Origin of the sequence: Nocardioides speluncae, assembly GCF_003121585.1 — a bacterium.
GTDB classification, from domain to species: Bacteria; Actinomycetota; Actinomycetes; order Propionibacteriales; family Nocardioidaceae; genus Nocardioides; species Nocardioides speluncae.
In genome coordinates this window covers 95409-115580 of sequence record NZ_QEOO01000016.1, presented here as the reverse complement: position 1 = coordinate 115580, position 20172 = coordinate 95409, and the positions used below count along the sequence as shown (strand labels likewise).

Annotated in this window: 18 protein-coding genes; 11 read left to right on the top strand and 7 right to left on the bottom strand. The window is 70.1% G+C overall.

Annotation, left to right across the window (positions count from 1 at the left end):
* Window positions 1-88 precede the first annotated feature (88 nt).
* On the top strand, window positions 89-1570 hold the full coding sequence (locus tag DDV73_RS07990; protein WP_109506719.1) for a DHA2 family efflux MFS transporter permease subunit: 1482 nt from the start codon (window positions 89-91) through the stop codon (window positions 1568-1570).
* Window positions 1571-1683: 113 nt separating this feature from the next.
* On the opposite strand, the gene DDV73_RS07985 is transcribed toward DDV73_RS07990, so the two are convergent.
* Entirely contained in the window at window positions 1684-2085 is a 402-nt protein-coding gene (locus DDV73_RS07985) for a hypothetical protein (protein WP_109506718.1), read from the bottom strand.
* Window positions 2086-2157: 72 nt separating this feature from the next.
* Here DDV73_RS07985 and DDV73_RS07980 point away from each other — a divergent pair, with 72 nt between their 5' ends.
* Together DDV73_RS07980 and DDV73_RS07975 are read left to right on the top strand one after the other, a co-directional pair.
* Window positions 2158-2775, top strand: coding sequence for a MerR family transcriptional regulator (locus tag DDV73_RS07980; RefSeq protein ID WP_109506717.1), 618 nt, complete (start codon window positions 2158-2160; stop codon window positions 2773-2775).
* A 34-nt stretch (window positions 2776-2809) separates the two neighbouring features.
* A complete protein-coding gene (locus tag DDV73_RS07975; protein ID WP_109506716.1) occupies window positions 2810-4300 on the top strand; it encodes an amidohydrolase in 1491 nt (496 codons plus the stop codon).
* On the opposite strand, the gene DDV73_RS07970 is transcribed toward DDV73_RS07975, so the two are convergent.
* Together DDV73_RS07970 and DDV73_RS07965 are read right to left on the bottom strand one after the other, a co-directional pair.
* Complete coding sequence (locus DDV73_RS07970) at window positions 4297-6048, bottom strand: serine/threonine-protein kinase (protein WP_109506715.1); 1752 nt, start codon at window positions 6046-6048, stop codon at window positions 4297-4299. The two genes, DDV73_RS07975 and DDV73_RS07970, sit on opposite strands and share 4 nt — an antisense overlap.
* A 10-nt stretch (window positions 6049-6058) precedes the next feature.
* Window positions 6059-7276, bottom strand: coding sequence for a PucR family transcriptional regulator (locus tag DDV73_RS07965; protein WP_109506714.1), 1218 nt, complete (start codon window positions 7274-7276; stop codon window positions 6059-6061).
* Window positions 7277-7369: 93 nt separating this feature from the next.
* On the opposite strand from DDV73_RS07965, the gene DDV73_RS07960 reads away from it, so the two are divergent.
* Window positions 7370-8512, top strand: a complete 1143-nt coding sequence (locus DDV73_RS07960; RefSeq protein ID WP_109506713.1) for a ferredoxin reductase — start codon at window positions 7370-7372, stop codon at window positions 8510-8512.
* Window positions 8513-8521: 9 nt separating this feature from the next.
* Window positions 8522-9751, top strand: a complete 1230-nt coding sequence (locus DDV73_RS07955) for a fatty acid desaturase family protein (RefSeq protein WP_109506712.1) — start codon at window positions 8522-8524, stop codon at window positions 9749-9751.
* Between the two features lie 88 nt (window positions 9752-9839).
* On the opposite strand, the gene DDV73_RS07950 is transcribed toward DDV73_RS07955, so the two are convergent.
* Window positions 9840-10280, bottom strand: a complete 441-nt coding sequence (locus DDV73_RS07950) for a CHRD domain-containing protein (RefSeq protein WP_109506711.1) — start codon at window positions 10278-10280, stop codon at window positions 9840-9842.
* 233 nt (window positions 10281-10513) lie between these two features.
* Between DDV73_RS07950 and DDV73_RS07945 the strand changes: the two genes are divergently transcribed.
* From DDV73_RS07945 to DDV73_RS07920, 6 genes are all read left to right on the top strand, one after another.
* On the top strand, window positions 10514-11704 hold the full coding sequence (locus tag DDV73_RS07945; RefSeq protein WP_109506710.1) for an alginate lyase family protein: 1191 nt from the start codon (window positions 10514-10516) through the stop codon (window positions 11702-11704).
* 124 nt (window positions 11705-11828) lie between these two features.
* Window positions 11829-12458 (top strand): RNA polymerase sigma factor, encoded by a 630-nt coding sequence (locus DDV73_RS07940; RefSeq protein WP_240617179.1) that lies wholly within the window; start codon window positions 11829-11831, stop codon window positions 12456-12458.
* Entirely contained in the window at window positions 12455-13306 is an 852-nt protein-coding gene (locus DDV73_RS07935; protein WP_109506708.1) for a hypothetical protein, read from the top strand. Before DDV73_RS07940 ends, DDV73_RS07935 begins: the two co-directional genes overlap by 4 nt.
* Before the next feature lie 163 nt (window positions 13307-13469).
* Complete coding sequence (locus DDV73_RS07930) at window positions 13470-14972, top strand: S8 family peptidase (protein WP_109506707.1); 1503 nt, start codon at window positions 13470-13472, stop codon at window positions 14970-14972.
* Between the two features lie 138 nt (window positions 14973-15110).
* On the top strand, window positions 15111-16559 hold the full coding sequence (locus DDV73_RS07925) for a flavin-containing monooxygenase (protein WP_109506706.1): 1449 nt from the start codon (window positions 15111-15113) through the stop codon (window positions 16557-16559).
* A gap of 11 nt (window positions 16560-16570) precedes the next feature.
* Window positions 16571-17365, top strand: coding sequence for a crotonase/enoyl-CoA hydratase family protein (locus DDV73_RS07920; RefSeq protein WP_109506705.1), 795 nt, complete (start codon window positions 16571-16573; stop codon window positions 17363-17365).
* Window positions 17366-17422: 57 nt separating this feature from the next.
* Here the strand turns inward: DDV73_RS07920 and DDV73_RS07915 are convergent, their stop codons facing one another.
* The 3 genes from DDV73_RS07915 to DDV73_RS07905 form a co-directional block, all read right to left on the bottom strand.
* Entirely contained in the window at window positions 17423-18262 is an 840-nt protein-coding gene (locus DDV73_RS07915) for a hypothetical protein (RefSeq protein ID WP_154402661.1), read from the bottom strand.
* An 82-nt stretch (window positions 18263-18344) separates the two neighbouring features.
* Window positions 18345-19313, bottom strand: a complete 969-nt coding sequence (locus tag DDV73_RS07910) for an oxidoreductase (RefSeq protein ID WP_109506703.1) — start codon at window positions 19311-19313, stop codon at window positions 18345-18347.
* Window positions 19310-20134, bottom strand: a complete 825-nt coding sequence (locus DDV73_RS07905) for a maleylpyruvate isomerase family mycothiol-dependent enzyme (protein WP_109506702.1) — start codon at window positions 20132-20134, stop codon at window positions 19310-19312. Before DDV73_RS07905 ends, DDV73_RS07910 begins: the two co-directional genes overlap by 4 nt.
* Between the last annotated feature and the right edge of the window lie 38 nt (window positions 20135-20172).

Sequence of the window (20172 nt, the reverse complement as noted above, 5' to 3'; positions counted from 1 at the left end):
GTTTCTTCTGCTGGAACTGTCGTATTCGGCATCACCCGTTCGTCGCCTGGGTGAGAGACCACCCCGACGACCGACCAGGAGAAGACCCGTGGCTGACCTCAAGAACCGCTGGCTGGCGCTGTACGTGCTGTGCCTCGGTGACCTGATGATCGTGCTGGACTCAAGCATCGTCAACGTTGCGCTGCCCAGCATCAAGGAGGACCTCGGGTTCTCGCCGTCCGCGCTGGCCTGGGTGGTGAACGCGTACCTGCTGACCTTCGGCGGCTTCCTGTTGCTGTCGGGCCGGCTCGGTGACCTGCTCGGCAACAAGCGGGTTTTCCTCTGGGGCGTGGTCTCCTTCACCGTCGCGAGTGTCGCGTGCGGGCTGGCGCCGTCCGCTGAGTGGCTAGTGATCGGCCGCGCGATCCAGGGCCTCGGTGGCGCCGCAGTGAGTGCGGTCGCGCTGTCCCTGATCATCGGGCTCTTCGAAGAGCCGGGTGAGCGGGCCAAGGCGATGGGCGTGTTCGGCTTCGTGATGTCCGGTGGCGGCGCGGTCGGCGTACTGCTCGGCGGCGTGCTGACCGGCCTGTTCACCTGGAACTGGATCTTCTTGGTCAACGTCCCGATCGGGATCGGCGTGTGGGTCCTGGCCCGCCGGATCCTGCCCGCCGACGGCGAGGCCGCTGCCGGTCAGCGCCTCGACGTGCCCGGCGCGATCCTGGTGACCAGCGCCCTGATGATCGCGGTGTACGCCGTGGTCGGCGGCAACGAGGCCGGCTGGAGCTCCTTCCGCACCCTCGGCCCGCTGGCCGGTGCCGCCGTTCTCTTCGCCGCGTTCATCGCTCGCGAGGCCACCGCTAAGGACCCGCTGATGCCACTGCGGCTGTTCAAGCTCCGCAACGTGTCGGTGTCGCAGGTCGTGGGCGTGCTGTGGGCCGGCGCGATGTTCGCCTGGTTCTTCCTGTCGGCGCTCTACCTCGAGCAGGTGCTGCGGTACGACGCCCTGCAGATCGGGCTGGCGTTCCTGCCGACCAGCCTCGTGATGGCTTACTGCTCGCTGCGGCTGTCCGACAAGCTGGTCATGAAGTTCGGCATCCGGGCCCCGCTCGCGACTGGCCTGATGCTCGCGGCGGCCAGCCTGGCGCTGTTCGCCCGGGCACCTGTCAACGGCAACTACTGGATCGACGTGCTGCCCTCGATGATCCTGCTCGGCATCGGCGCCGGCATCGCCTTCAACCCGGTGCTGCTGGCCGCGATGGGCGACGTCGAGCCGCACGAGTCCGGCCTCGCCTCCGGCGTCGTGAACACCTCGTTCATGATGGGCGGCGCGCTCGGCCTGGCCGTCTTCGTGAGCCTGTCGACCTGGCGCACCGACTCGCTGATCGCCGACGGCACCGCGCAGATCGAGGCCATCAACGGCGGCTTCCAGATCGCCTTCGCCGCCGGTGCGGTGGTCGCGGCAGCCGCGGCGATCATTGGCGGCGCGCTGCTCCGGCCACAGCCGATGCCGGGCATGGACGCCCACGGTGGCCCTGCGGACGGCGACGGCGACGTCGACCCGACCGGCGAGAAGGACCTCTCGCTCGCCTGAGCTGATCGGCCGGGTCGCGTCGGGTAACGGTTGCCTCATGTTGCTTCCCACCCCTTCCACGGGGTGGGAAGCAACATTTGCGGACCGTTACCCGCGACCGACGCCGCCGCCCCTCAGGCGACCAGCAGGCCGATGCCGAGGCTGGTCAGGCCGACCGCGAGCAGCACGGCGCCGGCGAAGACCATCCAGATCAGCTTGTTCGGCTGGGTGCGGCCGGCGCCCATCGAGGAGAAGAAGAAGCCGCCCGGCATCAGCAGTGCCGCCACCGCGACCCCCGACCGCGACAGCCAGTCGAGTACGCCGGTTTGCGACGTCGCGTCGGCGTACACCTGGCAGATCAGCGCTAGGAGCAGCAGGACGGCGGCGTGCGCGTGGCCGGCCCGAGCGAACTTCTCCTGGAACGGCGTCACCTCCGCCTTGCCGCGCACGACCTTCAGCAGGTAGAGCCCGCCGGTCTCCACCGTCACCAGTGACAACAACAGGATCCCGGCCAGGATCCGTGACTCATCCGACATGAGCTCGCCCCTCCAACACTTTTAGATATCTGACTATCCAAACTGTTGGATAGAACAGTATCCAATGTCAACATGATTCCCATGTGGATGTCCGAGCTCTCCGAGCGCAGTGGGGTCGCCGTACCCACGATCAAGTTCTATCTGCGCGAGGGCCTGCTCCCGCCCGGCGAGGCGACGGGCGCCACCCGGGCGCGGTACGGCGAGGAGCACGTGCGCCGGCTGCGGCTGATCCGGGCACTGGTCCACATCGCGGGGATGAGCCTGGAGCGGGTGCGGCAGGTGCTCGCCGCGATGGACGAGGAGCCGACTCTCGATGCCGCCATCGGCATGGCGCACACCGAGCTGTCGCCGGAGCCGGCGAGCCCGCCGAGCGAGGTGTCCCGGACCCGGGTCGCCCGGCTGGTGACGGGCGCACGCTGGCGGGTGGACCCGGATGGCCGGCACGGGGAGGCGCTCGCGTCGGCGCTCGATGCGATGGACGCGGCCGGTCAGCCCATCTCCGACAAGACGCTCGCCACGTACGTCGACGCCACCGCCGCGATCGCGAAGGCCGACCTCGACAGCATGGGCGACCGGACCCGTGACGGCGCCGCCGCCTTCGCGGTGATCGGCACCCTGCTGACCGAGCCGGTGATGGTCGCGCTGCGCCGGATGGCCCAGGAGAACCTCGCCCGTCGCCGGCTCTCGTGACGGTCCCTACCGGGCCGGTTCTACTCTTGCCCGCGTGAGTCTCCTGCTGCGCCGGACCCGCCCGGTTCCGATCTGTACGGCGGTGCCGGACCAGCCCGTCGACGTCCGGATCGAAGGCGGCCGGGTGGCCGAGGTCGGGCCGTCGCTGGCGCGGCCTCGCGGTACCGAAGAGTACGACGCCGAGGGGCGCTGGCTGATCCCCGGACTCTGGGACCAGCACGTCCACCTCGGCCAGTGGGCGGTGTCCAGCGCCCGCCTGGATCTGGCCGGCGCGACCTCGGCCGAGGCAGCCGTCAAGACGGTCGCGGCACAGCTCGCCGAGCGGCCGGGGGAGCCGGTGGTGGGCTGGGGACACCGGTCGACCGCCTGGCCGCATCCTCCCGCCACCAGTGACCTCGACCGGATCGCGCCGACGACGCCGGTCGTACTGATCAGCGGCGACGGCCACCACGCCTGGCTCAACTCCGCCGCCTTCGCCGGCCTCGGACTCGCACACCGCGACGGTGTCGTGGCGGAGGCGGAGTGGTTCGCGGCGTACGGGCGGCTGCCCGAGCTCGTCGAGCAGGAGACGCCCTCGGCATCGGCGTACCGCCGGGCGATGCTGGCCGCGGCCGCTCGCGGCGTCGTGGGCCTCACCGACTTCGAGTTCAGCGGTGGCGCCGACGAGTGGGCCGAGCGCTGGGCGGCCGGGGCGAACCTCGTCCGGGTCCGGATGGCGACGTACGCCGAGGGGCTGGACGCCGTGCTCGCCGCCGGGCTGCGCACCGGCGACCCGCTGCCGGGCTGCGACCCGCGCGCGACGATGGGGTCGCTCAAGATCATCTCCGACGGCGCGCTCAACACGAAGACCGCCTGGTGCTGCGAGCCGTACGCCGACGGCTCGGCCGGCAGCGGCGCGCCCAACCTCACCGCAGCCGAGCTCAGCGACCTCCTCGGCCGCGCCCACGCGGCCGGGCTCACCGTGGCCACCCACGCGATCGGCGACGCCGCGGCGGCCGCCGCGCTGACGGCGTACGCCGAGACCGGCGCGCGCGGCACCATCGAGCACGCTCAGCTGGTCCGGCTCGACGACGTACGGCAGATGGCCGAGCTCGGCCTCGCGGCGAGCGTCCAGCCCGCGCATCTGCTCGACGACCGGGACGCGACCGAGCGGCTCTGGCCGGACCGCACCGGCCGCTGCTTCCCACTGCGCTGGCTGGTCGACGCGGGTGTCGAGCTGCGGCTCGGGTCGGATGCGCCGGTGGCGCCGCTCGACCCGTGGCTGGCGATGGCCGCCGCCTGTCACCGCACCGCCGATGACCGCGCCCCCTGGCATCCCGAGCAGGCGCTCACCGCGTCAGAGGCACTAGCGGCCTCGACGGACGGCCGGGGCACGGTCGCTGCCGGCCACCCCGCCGACCTGGTGCTGCTCGACGCCGACCCGCTGGCCGAGGTGGGCGAGGTGGGGGACAGCGCCGCGGTCGGTGCCCACCTACGCGGGCTGGCCGTCCATGCGACGTACGTCGCCGGCGTTCGAGTCGGCTAGCGGACCTGGTAGCCCTTGTACATCGACGGCTCGCGGTACCGGATCCGGTTGAGCATCCGGTCGACCAGCGTCCACCCCTTGGTGGTCCACACCAGCGCGCCCCACGGCTTCTGCGAGTAGACGTTGGAGTGCTGCCGGACCCGGGCGTCCGGGTTGCGCTGCCCCGGCGTGACGTAGCGCCAGGACTTGCCGAACGCCCACTCCCGGTTGGCCGACCCGCCGTCGAAGTAGGCGGTCTGGAAGTTGTAGGCGTCGGTCATCGACTTGTACTGGATGAAGCGGAAGTGCTGGTTGCCGTCGTCGCACTGCAGCACCGTCCGCACGTACCGCGAGTAGCTGTCGGGGTCCCGCCCGCGACAGCCCGACAGGTAGCGGATCGACGGGAACATCCACCGCAGCCCGTCGTACCCGGTCGGCCGGCTGCAGCCCTTGTACGTCGAGCTGGTCTCGCCGTCCCAGCACCGGTAGAGCGGGTCGCCGGACTGGCTGGGCGAGCTGGACGGCTCCTGTGACGGCGACGATGACGATGAGGGAGACGACGACGGCTGGCGGGTCGGGTCCGCGCCCGAGGAACTCGGGAGCTGACCGGGTACGCCGCCCGGTACGCCACCGGGTGGTGCCTTGGTGGACCCGCGGTTGCGCGCCTTGGCCAGCGAGGTCAGCGCGGTCGACGGGTCATCGGTCGAGGTCGAGGTCGCTGCGGTCGGCGTACCGGAGGTCGGTGCCTCGGTGGGTTCGTCCTGGGCTGCCGGGTCGAGCGTGTCAGGGCCGCGTCCGCCGAGGACCGCGATCAGCGCGATCACCAGCGCGATCACGGCGACCGAGGCGGCAGCGGCAGCCGGCGCCCACGAGTAGCGGCGCCGGGCCAGGGTCGGCCTGCGCAGCTGCGTCCGGTCCGGCACGGCGATCGTGGCCGGGGACAGCGGCTCGGCAGCAACCAGGTCGGCGTGCATCGCCCGCATCGACCGGTACCGGTCCCGTGGCGCCTTGGCCATCGACCGACGCAGGATCTGGTTGACCCGCTTGACGAACTCGCCCTTGCCCGGCAACTGCGGGATCGGCGAGTCCTGGTGGCCGAGCGCGATCTCGAATTCGGTGCCGGCGTACGGCGCGCTGCCGGTGAGCGTGAACCACAGCAGGCAGCCCGCGGAGTAGATGTCGCCGGCCACCGAGCCCGGCTCGCCGCGATGCCGCTCCGGCGCCATGTAGAGGAGGCTGCCGCTGATCATGCCGGTCCGGGTCAGCTCGAGGCCCGGGCCGGACGCGATGCCGAAGTCGCACAGCACCGCCTCGGGACCGCGCTCGCCGTCGCGCAGCAGGACGTTGCTGGGCTTGATGTCGCGGTGGGTGACGCCGGCCTTGTGTGCGTGCTCCAACCCGTCCGCGACCTGGCTGAGCAGCCGGATCGCGGTGACCGGCGGGAGCGCGCCGTCACGGCGGACCCGCGCGAAAAGGTCGCCGCCGCCGACCAGCTGGGTGACCAGGTAGAAGGTGCCCGCGGTCTGGCCGTAGTCGTGCACCTGCACGACGTGCGGGCTGTCCATCCGGGCCAGGATCGAGGCCTCGCGCTCGAAGCGCGCCCGGTGGGCGGCCTCCCGGGCGAGCCCGGGCTGGATCACCTTGAGCGCGACCTCGCGGCCGAGCTGGGTGTCGGTGGCGACGAACACCCGCCCCATGCCGCCTTCGCCCAGCTCCCGGCCGAGCGTGTATCGCCCGAACTGATCGCCGGGAGCGGGCATTCGAGGCATGGCGCGCACTTTACCTGTCGGGCCCTCGTCCGACGCCCAGCGCGAGCGTGAGCTCCAGGACGGTTCGCGGGTCGTCGAGGCGGTCGCCGTACAGCTCGCGCAGCTGGCCCATCCGGTAGCGCACGGTCTGCGGATGCACGAACAGCTCGGCCGCGATGTCGTCGCGGCGGCCGTGGTGGAGAAGCCAGGAGCGCAGCGTCTCGGTGAGCTTCTCCGCGGTCGACTCGCGGACCTTGGTCAGCGGCGCCAGCGCCCGCTCGCGCAGGTCGGCGTACGCCGCGGCATCCGCCGTCAGCACCAGCTCGGCGAGATGCTCCTCGCTGTCGAGCGTGGCCAGCTCGGCCTGGCGGGGCAGGTCGAGCGCCAGGGTCCGGATCGCGCGGAGGTACGACGCCCGCACGTCGTGCCAGGGGACCGGCGGACCCACCACCGCGCCCCGGTCGTGCACCGCGCGCAGCAGCGCGTTGCGGCGCCGTCCGTCGGCGTCGGGCACCAGCAGCGCCGCCAGCGCGGCGTCGTCCTCGAGCTCGGGCAGCTCCTCGACGCTGAGCAGCGTCCGCTCGTCGAGCTGGGAACGGGTGCCGCGGACCCGCGACTCCGGGAGGATCACCGCAGTCAGCGTCTGCGGCGGCGTCCACTCGGCGCGCGCGGCGGCCGACAGCAGCGACTCCATCGGGTCGCCCGCGAGCAGCACGATCGCCAGCCGCTCGACGTTGCGCTGGCGGACCCTGGCCTCGCTGGCGTCCTCGTCGGCGTGCCCGGAGACGCTGGTCGCGGAGATCTGGTCGATGTAGTCGAAGACCAGCTCGGCGAAGCGGGCCATCTGCGCGGCCGGCAGCCCCGCCTTCACCGCGGCCTCGCTCATGTCCCGCCAGGCGGTCCGGGCGCCCACCCGGTACGCCGAGGCGAGGGCGTCCATGGTCCGGCCGCTGCGAGCCTCGCCGCGGCCGAGGGCGTAGGCGGCCTCGAAGACCGACTCGACCCGGGCGCCCATACCGACACCGGGGGGCGCGCTCGCCAGGTCGAGGAAGCCGCCGAGCGCGATCGCGACCGCGCTCTGGATGGTGCGGCCCATCCGGCCCTGGAACGGCTCGGAGTAGCTCGGCACCTCACTCATCACCGCCCGCACCACCTTCTCGGCGACCTGCGGCAGCTCGGCGCGCATCGCCGCGGTGACCTCCGGGGGGAGCCGCAGGTCCGGCTCCTGGCGCCGTACGGCTCGAGGCATTGGCACTCCTTTTGTTCGTAGAGAACAATTCCATGCGGCTGATTCACGTGCAGTGGTCATGATCTTACGCTCGTGGTGTAGCACGCTTAAGTCATGAGCATCGCCTTGAACGCCGGCGGCCCGGCAGGCCCGCAGGGACAGACCCTGCGGCAGCTGCGAGACGGCGTACGGCGGCTGACCGAGCTCGCGGTGACCCCGCTGGTTCCGGCCGACTACCTCGACATGTTCAACCCGCTGCGCGCGGGCGCGGACCTGCGCGGCCGGATCGTCGACGTACACCCCGAGACCCGTGACGCCGCCACCCTTCTGATCAAGCCGGGCGCCGACTGGGCCGGCCACGTGCCTGGTCAGTACGTCCGGATCGGCATCGATGTCGACGGCGTCCGCCAGTGGCGCGCCTACTCGCTGACCCACGGCCCGCGCCGCGACGGCTACATCTCGATCACCGTCAAGGCGGTCCCGGACGGCAAGGTCAGCAACCACCTGGTCCACCACACCCGCCCCGGCACCCTGGTCCACCTGGAGCAGGCGACCGGCGACTTCGTGCTGCCGGAGATGCCCGGCAAGCTGCTGTTCGTCACCGCAGGCTCGGGTGTCACCCCGGTGGTCGGCATGCTGCGCAACCTGTTCCCGGTCGCCGACTCCGGCGTGGTTCACCTGCGCCGCAGCGAGGACCTCGACATCACCGTCGTTCACGTCGCCCCCAGCGAGCCGGACTCGATCTTCATCGACAACCTGCGCGAGCTTCACGCGTCGCGGGCGATCAACCTGATCCCGCGGTACGACGACGTGCACGGCCTGCTCGACGTCAACCGGCTCGACGAGCTGGTGCCCGACCTGGCCGAGCGGGCGACGTACGCCTGCGGGCCGGCCGGACTGCTGGACGCGCTCGAGGCGCACCACACCGAGCGCGGGATGGAGCTGTTCGTCGAGCAGTTCCGGACGACCTTTGTGGAGCCGGGCGAGGGCGACCAGATCTACGGGGTCTCGTTCAACGACGGCACCGCGGTCGAGGCCGACGGCGCCACCCCGATCCTCGACGCCGCCGAGAGTGCCGGTGTCCTGATGCCGAGCGGCTGCCGGATGGGCGTCTGCTACGGCTGCGTGCTGCCGCTGCGCGAGGGCATCGTCCGCGACCTGCGCAACGGCGAGATCACCAAGGCCGCCCCTGGCGACGGGGTGAAGGTCCAGACCTGCATCAACGCCGCCGCCGGCCCCTGCGAATTCGACCACTAAGGACTCGATATGACCGTCATCCAGAAGCAAGCCGTCAGCCCGATTGCCCACCTCACCCCCGAGGACATCGAGCAGCTCGGCGTCGAGCTCGACGCGATCCGCCAGGAGTTCCTGGACGCCCGCGGCGCCTCCGACGCGGCGTACATCCGCAAGGTGATCGACGTCCAGCGCAAGATCGAGCTGGGCTCGCGTGCGGTGCTGCTGGCCAGCGTCTTCCCACCGGCGTGGATCGTCGGCACCATCGGCCTCTCGATCTCGAAGATCCTCGACAACATGGAGATCGGCCACAACATCCTGCACGGCCAGTGGGACTGGATGCGCGACCCGAAGATCCACTCCACGACCTGGGAGTGGGACAACGCGACGCCGGCCGCGCAGTGGAAGCACTCCCACAACGAGCTGCACCACACCTACACGAACGTGATCGGCAAGGACAACGACCTCGGCTACGGCATCATGCGCGTCGACGAGGACCAGCCGTGGCACCCGATGTACCTCGCCCAGCCGCTGTGGAACTTCATCAACGCCTGCATCTTCGAGTACGGCATCGCGGCGTACGACCTCGACCTCGGCGCCACGATCAAGCGCAAGAAGACCAAGGACCCGGAGTTCCGGGCGCAGGCGAGCAAGGTGCTGGCGAAGATCCGCAAGCAGGCCACCAAGGACTACGTCGTACACCCGCTGCTGTCGCTGCCGACCGGCTCGTTCTTCTCGACACTGGCCGCGAACGTCACCGCCAACGTGGTCCGCAACCTGTGGTCGCACTCGATCATCATGTGCGGCCACTTCCCCGAGGGCGTGGAGACCTTCGAGAAGCGCTCGATCGACGGCGAGACCCGTGGTGAGTGGTATGTCCGGCAGATGCTCGGCTCGGCCAACATCTCCGGCTCCAAGGCGCTGCACATCATGAGCGGCAACCTGTCGCACCAGATCGAGCACCACCTGTTCCCGGACCTGCCCAGCAACCGGTACGCCCAGATCGCGCCCAAGGTGAAGGACCTGTTCGAGAAGTACGGCCTGAACTACCACACCGCGCCGCTGCCGCAGCAGGTCTACTCGGCCTGGCACAAGGTCTTCCGGCTGTCGCTGCCCAACGGCTGGCTGGCGACCACCAACGCCAAGAACGCGCCCGAGAAGCTCAAGATGCTCTACAAGATGGCCACCGGCGGCCCGAAGGTACGCCGCGCCGCCCAGGCCCGCCTCAACCAGGAGGCCCGCCGCCTCAAGGCCGTCGCGTAACCGGCCGCATAGCTCGATAGTCCAGAACGAAAATCACCTCCTGGAGCCTCCGGGAGGTGATTTTCGTTCTGGACTATCTGGGACCTGGCTATTTCAGCTGACCACGGATCTCGCCACCGGGGTGGAGTGAGGTGTGGACGTTGACGTAGTACGCGCGCGGGTTCGCCTTGATGGCTTCGAGTACCTCGAGTGACGGCGTCGTACACGCCGAGACCGTCCAGGACGTACCGCTGCCGGTCGCCAGGCCGATGACGACCGGGCCGTTGACGTTGCGCGGGGCGACGTGCACGTGGGCGGCGACTGCCGGGACGGCCAGGTTCCGCGACTCGAGGGTGTAGCAGAACTGCAGCCCGTCGACGTGCCAGGAGAAGAAGCCACTCGCGCCAGTGGCGACGTCTGCCGTCTCTTGTTCGTTGTTGAGAGGGACCGCAGGCACACCGCCGGGATTGGCGATGGCCATGTCGAGCGAGAAGCTGAGCGCGGCGAGCCCGGTGAGGGCCGCGGCGCCGAGGGTGATCTTGCGGTGCATGTGAACCAGCTCCGATGATCGGTGCGGATGTTGTGCCCGAGCCCACCGTCGAGCGTGGCAGAGCGGCGCGGCCGCCGTCCAGGGCGCCGGCCACTCCCGATTTTGTTAATGACCTGACGGAAGTATTGACCCGCTGCTGGGATGCCCCTAACTTCCGAATTCCTGCCCAGTTCGCTCTCACTGGCTCCCGAGAGCGGAACTCGTTGGGTGACCCTTACTCGGAAGGCAACCCCATGCGTATCGGATCCGCCGTACTGACTGCTGCCCTCGTCGCTGCGCTGGTCGCCCCGGCGTCGGCCTCGAAAGAGGGCCCCGCACAGACCACGGTCGTCGCCGCGCCCGCGACCTTCACCCACCCCGGCGTCCTCGTCAGCCGCCCCCAGCTCGACTTCGTCAAGGGGAGGGTTGCCGCCGGCGCCCAGCCCTGGACGTCGGCGTACAACCAGCTGCTCGGCAGCAAGTACGGCTCACTCAGCCGGACGCCCAAGCCGCGCGCGATCGTCGAGTGCGGCTCGTACTCCAACCCCAACTACGGCTGCACCGACGAGCGCGAGGACGCGCTCGCGGTGTACGCCCTTTCCCTGGCCTGGTATATCAGCGGGGACAGCCGCTATGCCCAGAAGGCGATCCAGATCATGGACGCCTGGTCCGCGGTGATCAAGGACCACACCAACAGCAACGCGCCGCTGCAGACCGGCTGGGCCGGCTCCTCCTGGCCGCGGGCGGCCGAGATCATCAAGTACACCTACAGCTCCTGGCCGAACTCCGGTCGCTTCGGCACCATGCTGCGGAACGTGTACCTGCCCGAGGTCATCAACGGCTCCTACTCCAACGGCAACTGGGAGCTGAGCATGATGGAGGCGGCGATCGGCATCGCGGTCTTCCTGGAGGACCGCGCCGCCTACGACAAGGCCGTCGCCAAGTTCCGCGGCCGGGTCCCGGCGTACCTCTACCTCACCACCGACGGCTCGCTGCCGAGGACCGCGCCCGGCGACTGGCGGGACACCTATCAGGAGATCGTCCAGTACTGGCACGGCCAGACGACCTTCATGAACGGCCTCTCGCAGGAGACCTGCCGCGACCTCACCCACACGGGGTACGGCATCTCCGCGATCTCCCACTTCGCCGAGACCACCCGCATCCAGGGCCAGGACCTCTACCCGGAGATCGCCGACCGACTGCGGCACGCGCTCGGCCTGCACGCCAAGTACCAGCTCGGCGAGCCGGTGCCCGGCAGCCTGTGCAAGGGCAGCCTCAAGGACAGGCTGGGGCCGATCACCGAGGTCGGGTTCAACGCGCTGAACACCCGGATGGGCATCGCGATGACCAACACCCAGCGCCTGACCGAACAGCAGCGCCCGGCAGGCTCCAACAACCTGTTCGTCGGCTTCGAGACGCTGACCCACGCCCGCAACCCCAACTGAGTCCGGCCGCACGGCCCGATAGTCCAGAACGAAAAGCATCACCTGGAGCCGCCAGGTGATGCTTTTCGTTCTGGACTATCGACATTCTGGGAACTCACCCATCGCCCGCGGACATAACCGGGACATGACGTCACTGGAAGGGATCGACATGGCCGAGGCGGCCGCCGGAGGCCCCAGTCGATCGGCGAACGCTTCGCGATCGCCGACCGACTCGGACCTTGTCGCTGACCTCCGAGACGGGAGCAGTGCGGCGCTCGGGATCTTGTTCGACCGGTACTCCGATCGCATCTACAACTACTGCTTCCGTCGCACCGCCTCGTGGGACGTGGCCGAGGATGCCACCTCGGCGACGTTCCTCGAGGCGTGGAAGTCGCGCGACCGCACCCAGGTGTACGACGAGTCGGCACTGCCGTGGCTGTACGGCATCGCGACCAACGTGTGCCGCAACCTCAGCCGGAAGCAGCGGCGGCACCTGTACGCCGTCGGCCGGCTGCCGCGGGAGCGCGACGTACCCGACCATGCCGACGGGGTGGCCACCCGCGTCGACGACGAACGACGGATGTCCGAGCTGCTTGCCGCGATCCGGGAGCTGCCGCAACGCGACCAGGACGTGCTCGTGCTCGTCGCCTGGTCGGGGCTGAGCTACGAACAGGCGGCCGCGGCACTCGACGTACCGATCGGCACGGTGCGCAGCCGGCTTGCCCGAGCCCGCAAGCGCCTGGCGGCCATCACCGAGAAGCGAGACCAGTCATGAGCGAATTCGACCTGCCGCCCGAGCGGCGGCTTCCCGATGGGGTGAAGCAGCAGATGAAGCGAGACCTGATCAACGAGACCGCGGTGCCGGACGAGTCCGCGCCGCTGCGCGGCCGGGCCGGTTGGTTGGCGGCCGGCGTCGCCGCCGTGGCGGTCGCCGCAGTTGCGGTCGGCGGCGCGGTGCTCCTCGGCGGTGAGGAACAGTCGGCGCCCGGCCCGATCGCGCCGGCCGGCAGCGGCACTGTGAACGGTCCCACCCCGAGCAACCCGCCGAGCGAGCCTGCGGACCCGAAGACGATGCCCGGCGAAGGTGCGTACACGACCGACGTCGAGTCGCTGCCACCGCCGGAGGCCACCAGCTGCGAGGACGAGGTGGCGGAGTTCGGTCAGAACCAGGGCCTTCCGGGCGCGACGAAGCGCGCCACCGCGCCGTACGAGGGCGGCGCAATGACGCTATGGGGGACCGACGCCTGGTGGGTGGTCTGTGACGACTGGGCGGCGGCCAACGGCGGCGGCAAGCCGACGCTGATCGGCAACGCGCCGTGGTCAGGCACGCCGAGTGCTGACACTTTCCGGCTGAGCCAGAACTACTCCTTGGACGGTGGCGAGTTCCAGGTGTTCTCGGCAGGGCCGAGGATTCCGGGTGTCGAGCGCATCGAGTACACCTTCGCCAACGGCAAGCAGAAGGCAGCGACGTTCACCGACCAGATGTGGTCGATGAACTTCTTCGCACCCGGCAGCGATGCGATCGACGGAGCCGAGGTCGCTGTGACCTGGCGGGACGGCCACACCGACACCTACAGCTACCTGGGTGCCGAGATGTGCGCCCAGCTCAACCACGGCTGCTGACTCCACCCGCCCGCCGGGCAATCTTTCCCGGCGGGCGGGCAGTTCGCGGCAGTTCGCCGGTATTGCCCCTGGATATCTGCAATTCGTTGTGGGCCGGCTCGCAGCCGACTTAGGGTCTGTCGGGGCCGTCACCCGAGCCGGCCCGTGATCCAGGGAGGAACCCATGCGCCACCGCTCACGCAAGGCCGGCCTCGCCCTTGCCAGCACCGCCGTACTCATGACCGCCGCCGCTACCGCGGTCGCCGTGAGTCCAGCCTCATCCACGACGGCCAGCGAGTCGTCGACCTACCTCGTCGTCTACAAGGGCAGCAGCACGCCGGCCGACTCGGCCGCCCAGATCAGCGCTGCCGGCGGCACCGTTGTCGCGTCGTACTCGAAGATCGGCGTGGTCGTGGCGCGGTCGGCGAGCTCGTCCTTCGCCAGCGCGGTCGAGCGGGACGGTCGAGTCCTCGGCGCCGCCTCGACCGCCAAGCTCGGTGCGGCCGTGGCCGACCAGGCCGCCGATGCCGGTGACGCTACTCCTGCCGTTGCGGCGGCTTGGGGTGACAGCCTGTCCGGGCTGCAGTGGGACATGACCCAGATCAACGTGCCCGAGGCGCACGGGATCAACGACGGCACGACCGATGTCGTCGTCGGTGACCTGGACACCGGCCTCGACTTCACCCACCCCGACCTGGCGCCGAACTACGACGCCAGCAAGAGCGCCGACTGCTCCAGCGGTGCGGCTCAGCCGCTGGCCGTGGGCAACGACGCGAACGGGCACGGCACGCACACCGCCGGCACCATCGCGGCGGCCGCCAACGGCACCGGCGTCGTCGGCGTCGCCCCGGGCGTCAAGATCGCGGGCGTGAAGTCGTCCAACGACGACGGCTTCTTCTTCCCGGAGATGGTGGTTTGCGCCTACATGTGGGTGGCCGAGAAGGGCATCGACGTCACCAACAACAGCTACTTCGCAGACCCGTGGCTCTACAACTGCGTCAACGACCCGGAGCAGCGGCTGATCTGGCAGGCCGAGCGGCGCGCGATCAACTACGCCCGGTCGAAGGGCACGGTCGTGGTCGCCTCGCAGGGCAACTTCTCCGACGACCTGTCGCACCCGACGCGTGACATCACTAGCCCGGACAACACGACCCCGGTCGAGCGGGAGATCCGCAACCAGTGCCGGGTCGTGCCGACCGAGGTCCCGGGCGTGGTGGGGGTGACCTCCACCGGTGCCGACGGGCTGAAGGCCTACTACTCGTCGTACGGCATTTCGACCGCCGACGTCGCGGCCCCCGGCGGTGACCGGCGGTTCCAGATCCCGGCCACCACCGGCAACGGCCGAGTGCTCTCGTCGTGGCCGCTGGCGGCCGGCTGTGCCGCGTCGCAGACGGTCTTCGATAACGGCGCGAAGTACTGCTGGGCGCAGGGGACCTCGATGGCTGCGCCACACGTCGCCGGCCTGGCCGCGCTGATCCTCAGCGAGAACCCGGGAATGTCGCCCGGCGCAGTCGAGGCGCTGATGCAGCAGACGGCGACGCCACGCGCCTGCCCCGACACCACCCAGCCGATCTACGCCAACTTCCCGTCGGCGAACAACGACGCGCCGCAGACCTGCACCGGCGGAACCGGCCACAACTCCTTCTACGGCTCCGGCGAGGTGAACGCCCTGGCGGCGCTGCAGTAGCGAGGCCTAGGTACCTAGTGAATTTGTCCCTCCCCGCGCGAAACATCGCGTGGGGAGGGACAGTTTTGTGCGGGGAGTGGCCCGCGTTCCGGACGAGACACCCTGGCCAATTGAACGGAATTCAGTAACACTGGATGGGTGAGCAGCAAACCCGAGCACCTCGACGTACTCATCATCGGTGCTGGTCTGTCCGGCATCGGCGCGGCGTGTCATCTGGAGTCCAGGCTCAAGGGCAAGAGCTACGCGATCCTCGAGCGGCGCGACCACCTCGGCGGGACCTGGAGCCTGTTCCGCTACCCGGGCGTCCGCTCGGACTCCGACATGTACACCCTCGGCTACCGGTTCAAGCCGTGGCTCGGCGACAAGGCGCTGGCCGACGGCGACTCGATCCTGCAGTACGTCGAGGAGACCGCCCGCGAGTACGGCGTCGACAAGCGCATCCGCTACGGCCACAGCGTGGTCGGCGCCAGCTGGTCGACCGAGGACGCCCGGTGGACGGTGCGGGTCGAGCACGACGGTGAGACCACCGAGCTGACCTGCGGCTTCCTGCTCTCCTGCGGCGGCTACTACGACTACGACCAGGGCTACACCCCGGAGTTCGCCGGCACCGATCGCTTCCAGGGCCAGATCATCCACCCGCAGCACTGGCCCGAGGACCTCGACTACGCCGGCAAGCGGGTCGTGGTGATCGGCTCGGGAGCGACCGCGGTGACCCTGGTGCCGGCGATGGCCGACGACACCGCCCACATCACGATGCTGCAGCGCTCACCGACGTACATCATGTCGCTGCCGGCCCGCGACCCGATCGCCCTCGGCCTGCGGAAGCTGCTGCCGACCAAGGCTGCCTACCGCGCGACCCGGTGGAAGAACGTGCTGCAGCAGATCGCCCTCTACAAGCTGGCGCGCAGCCAGCCGGGCGCCGTACGACGCCTTATCCGCTCGATGAACCAGCGGCTGCTGCCCGAGGGCTACGACATCGACACCCACTTCAAGCCGCGCTACGACCCGTGGGACGAGCGGCTCTGCCTGGTGCCGGACGCCGACCTGTTCCGCGCGATCAAGAAGGGCAAGGCCGAGATCGTCACCGACACGATCGAGACCTTCACCGAGCGCGGCCTGCTGCTCGCGTCCGGCAAGGAGCTGGAGGCCGACATCATCGTCACCGCGACCGGGCTCAACCTGAAGGCGTTCTCCGGGATGGAGCTCGACGTCGACGGTGCCGAGGTCAAGCTGCCGGAGATCATGACCTACAAGGCGCTGATGCTGAGCGGCGTCCCCAACTACGCGTTCACCATCGGCTACACCAACGCCTCCTGGACGCTCAAGGCCGACCTGGTCTCCGAGTACGTCTGCCGGCTGCTCGCGCACATGGACGAGCATGGCTACGAAGCGGTGGTGCCGGTCCGCGAGGCCGACGTCGAGGAGCGGCCGTTCATGGACTTCACGCCCGGCTACGTGCTGCGCAGCATCGACGAGCTGCCCAAGCAGGGCTCCCGAGCGCCGTGGGCGCTCAAGCAGAACTATCTGGTCGACGTCCGCACGATCCGCAAGGGAGCCATCGACGACGGCGCCCTCGCGTTCTCATGAGAGACCCAGCCATGACTCACGTGACATGCGCCGTCGAGAACGGCGTTGCCCAGGTCCGCCTGGACCGGCCGGACAAGCTCAACGCGCTCACCCTCGAGGTGCTGCGCGACCTGGCCCGTACGGCGCACTCGCTGTCGAAGGACCGCTCGCTGCGTGCGGTGGTGCTGGCCGGCGAGGGCGACTCGTTCTGCGCCGGGCTGGACTTCGGCTCGGTGCTGAAGCAGCCGGCCGGCATCCTGCGCACCTTCACGCCGGTTCCCGGCCGCGGCACCAACGGCTTCCAGGAGGCATGCTGGGCGTGGCGGCGAGTCCCGGTACCGGTGATCGCGGTCGTCCATGGCCACTGCTTCGGTGGTGGGCTGCAGCTCGCGATGGCCGCCGACTTCCGGTTCACGACGCCGGACGCGCAGTGGTCGGTCATGGAGAGCAAGTGGGGTCTGATCCCGGACATGAGCGGCCTGCAGACCCTCTCCGAACAGGTCCGGCTGGACGTGGTCAAGCGGCTGATGATGACCGGTGAGACCGTCTCCGGGACCGAGGCGGAAGCGCTCGGACTCGCCACCGGCGTCTCCGACCAGCCCTTCAAGGACGCCGACGAGCTGGTCGCCCGGCTGCAGGAGCGGTCACCCGACGCGCTCGCTGCGGCCAAGCGGCTGGCGCTGGACACCTGGGGCGCGTCGCCGCGCCGTACCTTCCGGCGCGAGCGCGCCGAGCAGGTCCGACTACTGCGGCTGCCGAACACAGCGGTGGCCCGCGCAGCCGCGTTCGGCAAGAGCGTCGCCGACTTCCGTCCCCGCTCCCGCTGACCCGGCCGGTCTTCACGCCTGAGCGCACCGACCCGGCCTGTCTTCACACGACCTTCGTCAAGACGGGCCGGGTCGACGCTCCTCGTCGTCAACACGAGCCGGGTCGACGTTCTTGTTCGTCAACACGGGCCGGGTCGGCTCAGCAGCGGTCGCACGGTCCGCGCGCAGCTTGTCCTGCTTCTTCCGCCGGTCGATCTCACCGAGGGCGAGCAGCAGGGCGAGGCCGATCGGCCAGATGTACTTCAGGTGGTCGAGGAGCCAGCTCAGCCAGGCGGGTAGCTGCCAGTCCGGCAGGTCAGGGAAGGGGATCGACGGCAGGTTGATGTCGGGCCAAGGGATCTCCGGCCACGGGATGTTCGGGAGGTCCGGCACTGGGATCGACGGCAGGTTGATGTCCGGCCACGGGATCGACACCGCGAACCGCACCGCGAGCAGGCCCAGCAGGATCGGGAGTACGACGCCGACGACGGCCACCGCAACCCGCTGTACGGCGTACCGGCGCGGATGGTCGCGCATCTTCTGCTCGTAGATCGCGGCCTTCGACCCCGGCTCCGGCACCAGGTCGATGCCCCCGGTGCCGAGGGCAGCGCGGGCGGAGGCGCCGAGATCGTCGTCCGGCTCGTGCCAGGTCACCCGGCGCGGCCGGCCGAGCGTGGTGAACTTCAGCCCGAGCGCGCCCCGCGGGTCCGGCGCCTCCACCGCCTCCACTGCGTCGACCTCGTCCAGCTCGTCCTCGGGCTCCAGCTCGACGTTCTCGTCGCCGGACTTCTTCTGCGCGACCAGCTCGTCGTCGACGTACCAGGAGATCGAGCGGGACAAGGCGTGGTCGACCACCTCGACCCGGTGATGATGGCCGGCGACGTCGAGGTCCCAGCGCTGGGGTTGCTTCGAGCTCACCCGTCGACGGTAGTCAGCGCCGACTCCGACCCGCATTGGTCCGGAGTCGACCGCGCCCCAACCAAAGTCGGGCCGTCACCGACTACGGGTAGTGGATCCCGGTGACGTGCTCGCTGATCTCCCAGAGCCGCTTCTGCGCCGCCTCGTCCTTGGCCAGCTTGCTGGTGCCGACGACCCTCGGCAGGCCGCGCAGCTGTCGCCAGCCGCTCGGGCCGCAGTAGGTGCTGCCGGGCAGGTCCTTGGTCGCCGCCATCAGGATCGGCAGCGCGCCCTTCGCGGCCGACTGCGCGGTCGCGGACATGACGCTGTTCAGGATCGACGCCGAACCGCTACGCGCACCGCCCGCACTGCCGGCGAGCAGGTGGGTGGCGGCGTACCCGGGATGCGCGGCGACCGCCTTGACCGGCAGCTTCGCCGCGGTCAGCCGGCGGTCCAGCTCGAAGGTGAACATCAGGTTGGCGAGCTTGGTGTGCCCGTAGGTCTGCCAGCGCGAGTAGCGGGTCTTCAGCATCCGCGGCTCGTCGGTGGGCGGCGTCCGCGGCCAGGTGTGCGCGACCGACGCCACCGTGACCACCTTGCCGTCGCCGGACTCGACCAGCTGCGGCAGCAGCAGCCCGGTGAGGGCGAACGGCCCGAAGTGGTTGGTCGCCATCTGCAGCTCCAGGCCGTCGGCGGTTCGCCCGTACGGCGTGGCCATGATGCCGGCGTTGTTGACCAGCGTGTGGATCGGGCCGAACGACCGGGCCCGGTCGGCGGCATGCCGGACCCGTGCCTGGTCGGCGAGGTCGATGATCAGCTGCTCGAGCTTGGCCTCGGGGAGTTCCTTTATCAGCACGCTCTGTGCGAGCGCGAGCTTGTCGCGGGAGCGCGCCGCGAGGATCACCCGGCCGCCGGCGCGCGCGAGCTCGCGGGCGATCTCGAAGCCGATCCCGCTGGTGACGCCGGTGACCAGGAAGGTGCGTTCGGACTGGTCGCCGAGGTCGGCCAGGATCCACTCCGCCTTCGGGCCCTCGTGAATCTTGCGCGGGCCGCTGTCGAGCGGGTGGGTCATGGAGTGACGGCCATGGTGTCGAGGATCTTGCGACCCAGCTCCACGTCACCCTCAATCCGTACGGCGCCCTCGCCGGGCCAGCGGCGGCCGCCGGCGATCAGGATGAACGCCTCGCGGTCGGTCCTCAGCGTCACCGTCGGCGCCGCCGGCGGCTCCACCCGCCGACCGCGACCGTCCTCACCGACCTCGGTCGCGACGACCGGGCTGCCCGCGACCTCGAGTACGACGGTCGTCCCGGCGGGTGCGCCGACCCGCTTCGCGACCACGATCGGCAGCGACTCGGTCAGGTAGTCGGCGGTGTGCTTGGCGGCGGAGGAGTCCAGCCCGCCCGGCTGGCCGACCGCGCGGCGTACGTCCTGCTCGTGCATCCACACGTCGAGCGGCCGGTTGCGCAGTAGCCGCTCCCAGTCCCACGGCACGCCGCCGAAGATCGGCGCCGGCCGCTCGGCCGGGTCGGTCGGCGGGTCGGCGAGCAGCGCGGTGTGCCGGGCCGTCGTCGACTCGCGGATCTCGTTGATCAGCTCGTCAGGGGTCCGGTCTCGCCGGGCCACCACGCCCTGCTCGGTGTAGAGGCCCATCAGGCCGGTCACGTGGTCCGGCTGGCCCACGTCGACGGTCTCCTCCGGCCCACCGGCCAGCACCGCCTCGAGGTGGGCGGTGTGCGCGGCCACCGCGTGCACGTCCCAGCCGGGCAGGTCGGTCGGCGTCGACCACTGCTCCGCGGGGATGGTCTCGAGCAGGTCGGCGAAGTCGTTGACCGCCTGCCACCACACCTCGACGTACCCGCTCAGACGCGCCGCGTCCGACCCCTGCTCTCCCATGGCGGAAACCCTATCGACGGCTGGCTCGCGGCCTACCC

Excerpts from the sequence above, each read along its gene's own strand:
- DDV73_RS07955 (WP_109506712.1), top strand. The coding sequence starts at position 8,522 with ATGACCGTCATCCAGAAGCAAGCCGTCAGCCCGATTGCCCACCTCACC.
- DDV73_RS07970 (WP_109506715.1), bottom strand. The coding sequence starts at position 6,048 with ATGCCTCGAATGCCCGCTCCCGGCGATCAGTTCGGGCGATACACGCTC.
- DDV73_RS07935 (WP_109506708.1), top strand. The coding sequence starts at position 12,455 with ATGAGCGAATTCGACCTGCCGCCCGAGCGGCGGCTTCCCGATGGGGTG.
- DDV73_RS07985 (WP_109506718.1), bottom strand. The coding sequence starts at position 2,085 with ATGTCGGATGAGTCACGGATCCTGGCCGGGATCCTGTTGTTGTCACTG.
- DDV73_RS07930 (WP_109506707.1), top strand. The coding sequence starts at position 13,470 with ATGCGCCACCGCTCACGCAAGGCCGGCCTCGCCCTTGCCAGCACCGCC.
- DDV73_RS07960 (WP_109506713.1), top strand. The coding sequence starts at position 7,370 with ATGAGCATCGCCTTGAACGCCGGCGGCCCGGCAGGCCCGCAGGGACAG.
- DDV73_RS07940 (WP_240617179.1), top strand. The coding sequence starts at position 11,829 with ATGACGTCACTGGAAGGGATCGACATGGCCGAGGCGGCCGCCGGAGGC.
- DDV73_RS07965 (WP_109506714.1), bottom strand. The coding sequence starts at position 7,276 with ATGCCTCGAGCCGTACGGCGCCAGGAGCCGGACCTGCGGCTCCCCCCG.
- DDV73_RS07920 (WP_109506705.1), top strand. The coding sequence starts at position 16,571 with ATGACTCACGTGACATGCGCCGTCGAGAACGGCGTTGCCCAGGTCCGC.
- DDV73_RS07905 (WP_109506702.1), bottom strand. The coding sequence starts at position 20,134 with ATGGGAGAGCAGGGGTCGGACGCGGCGCGTCTGAGCGGGTACGTCGAG.
- DDV73_RS07980 (WP_109506717.1), top strand. The coding sequence starts at position 2,158 with ATGATTCCCATGTGGATGTCCGAGCTCTCCGAGCGCAGTGGGGTCGCC.
- DDV73_RS07950 (WP_109506711.1), bottom strand. The coding sequence starts at position 10,280 with ATGCACCGCAAGATCACCCTCGGCGCCGCGGCCCTCACCGGGCTCGCC.
- DDV73_RS07910 (WP_109506703.1), bottom strand. The coding sequence starts at position 19,313 with ATGACCCACCCGCTCGACAGCGGCCCGCGCAAGATTCACGAGGGCCCG.
- DDV73_RS07945 (WP_109506710.1), top strand. The coding sequence starts at position 10,514 with ATGCGTATCGGATCCGCCGTACTGACTGCTGCCCTCGTCGCTGCGCTG.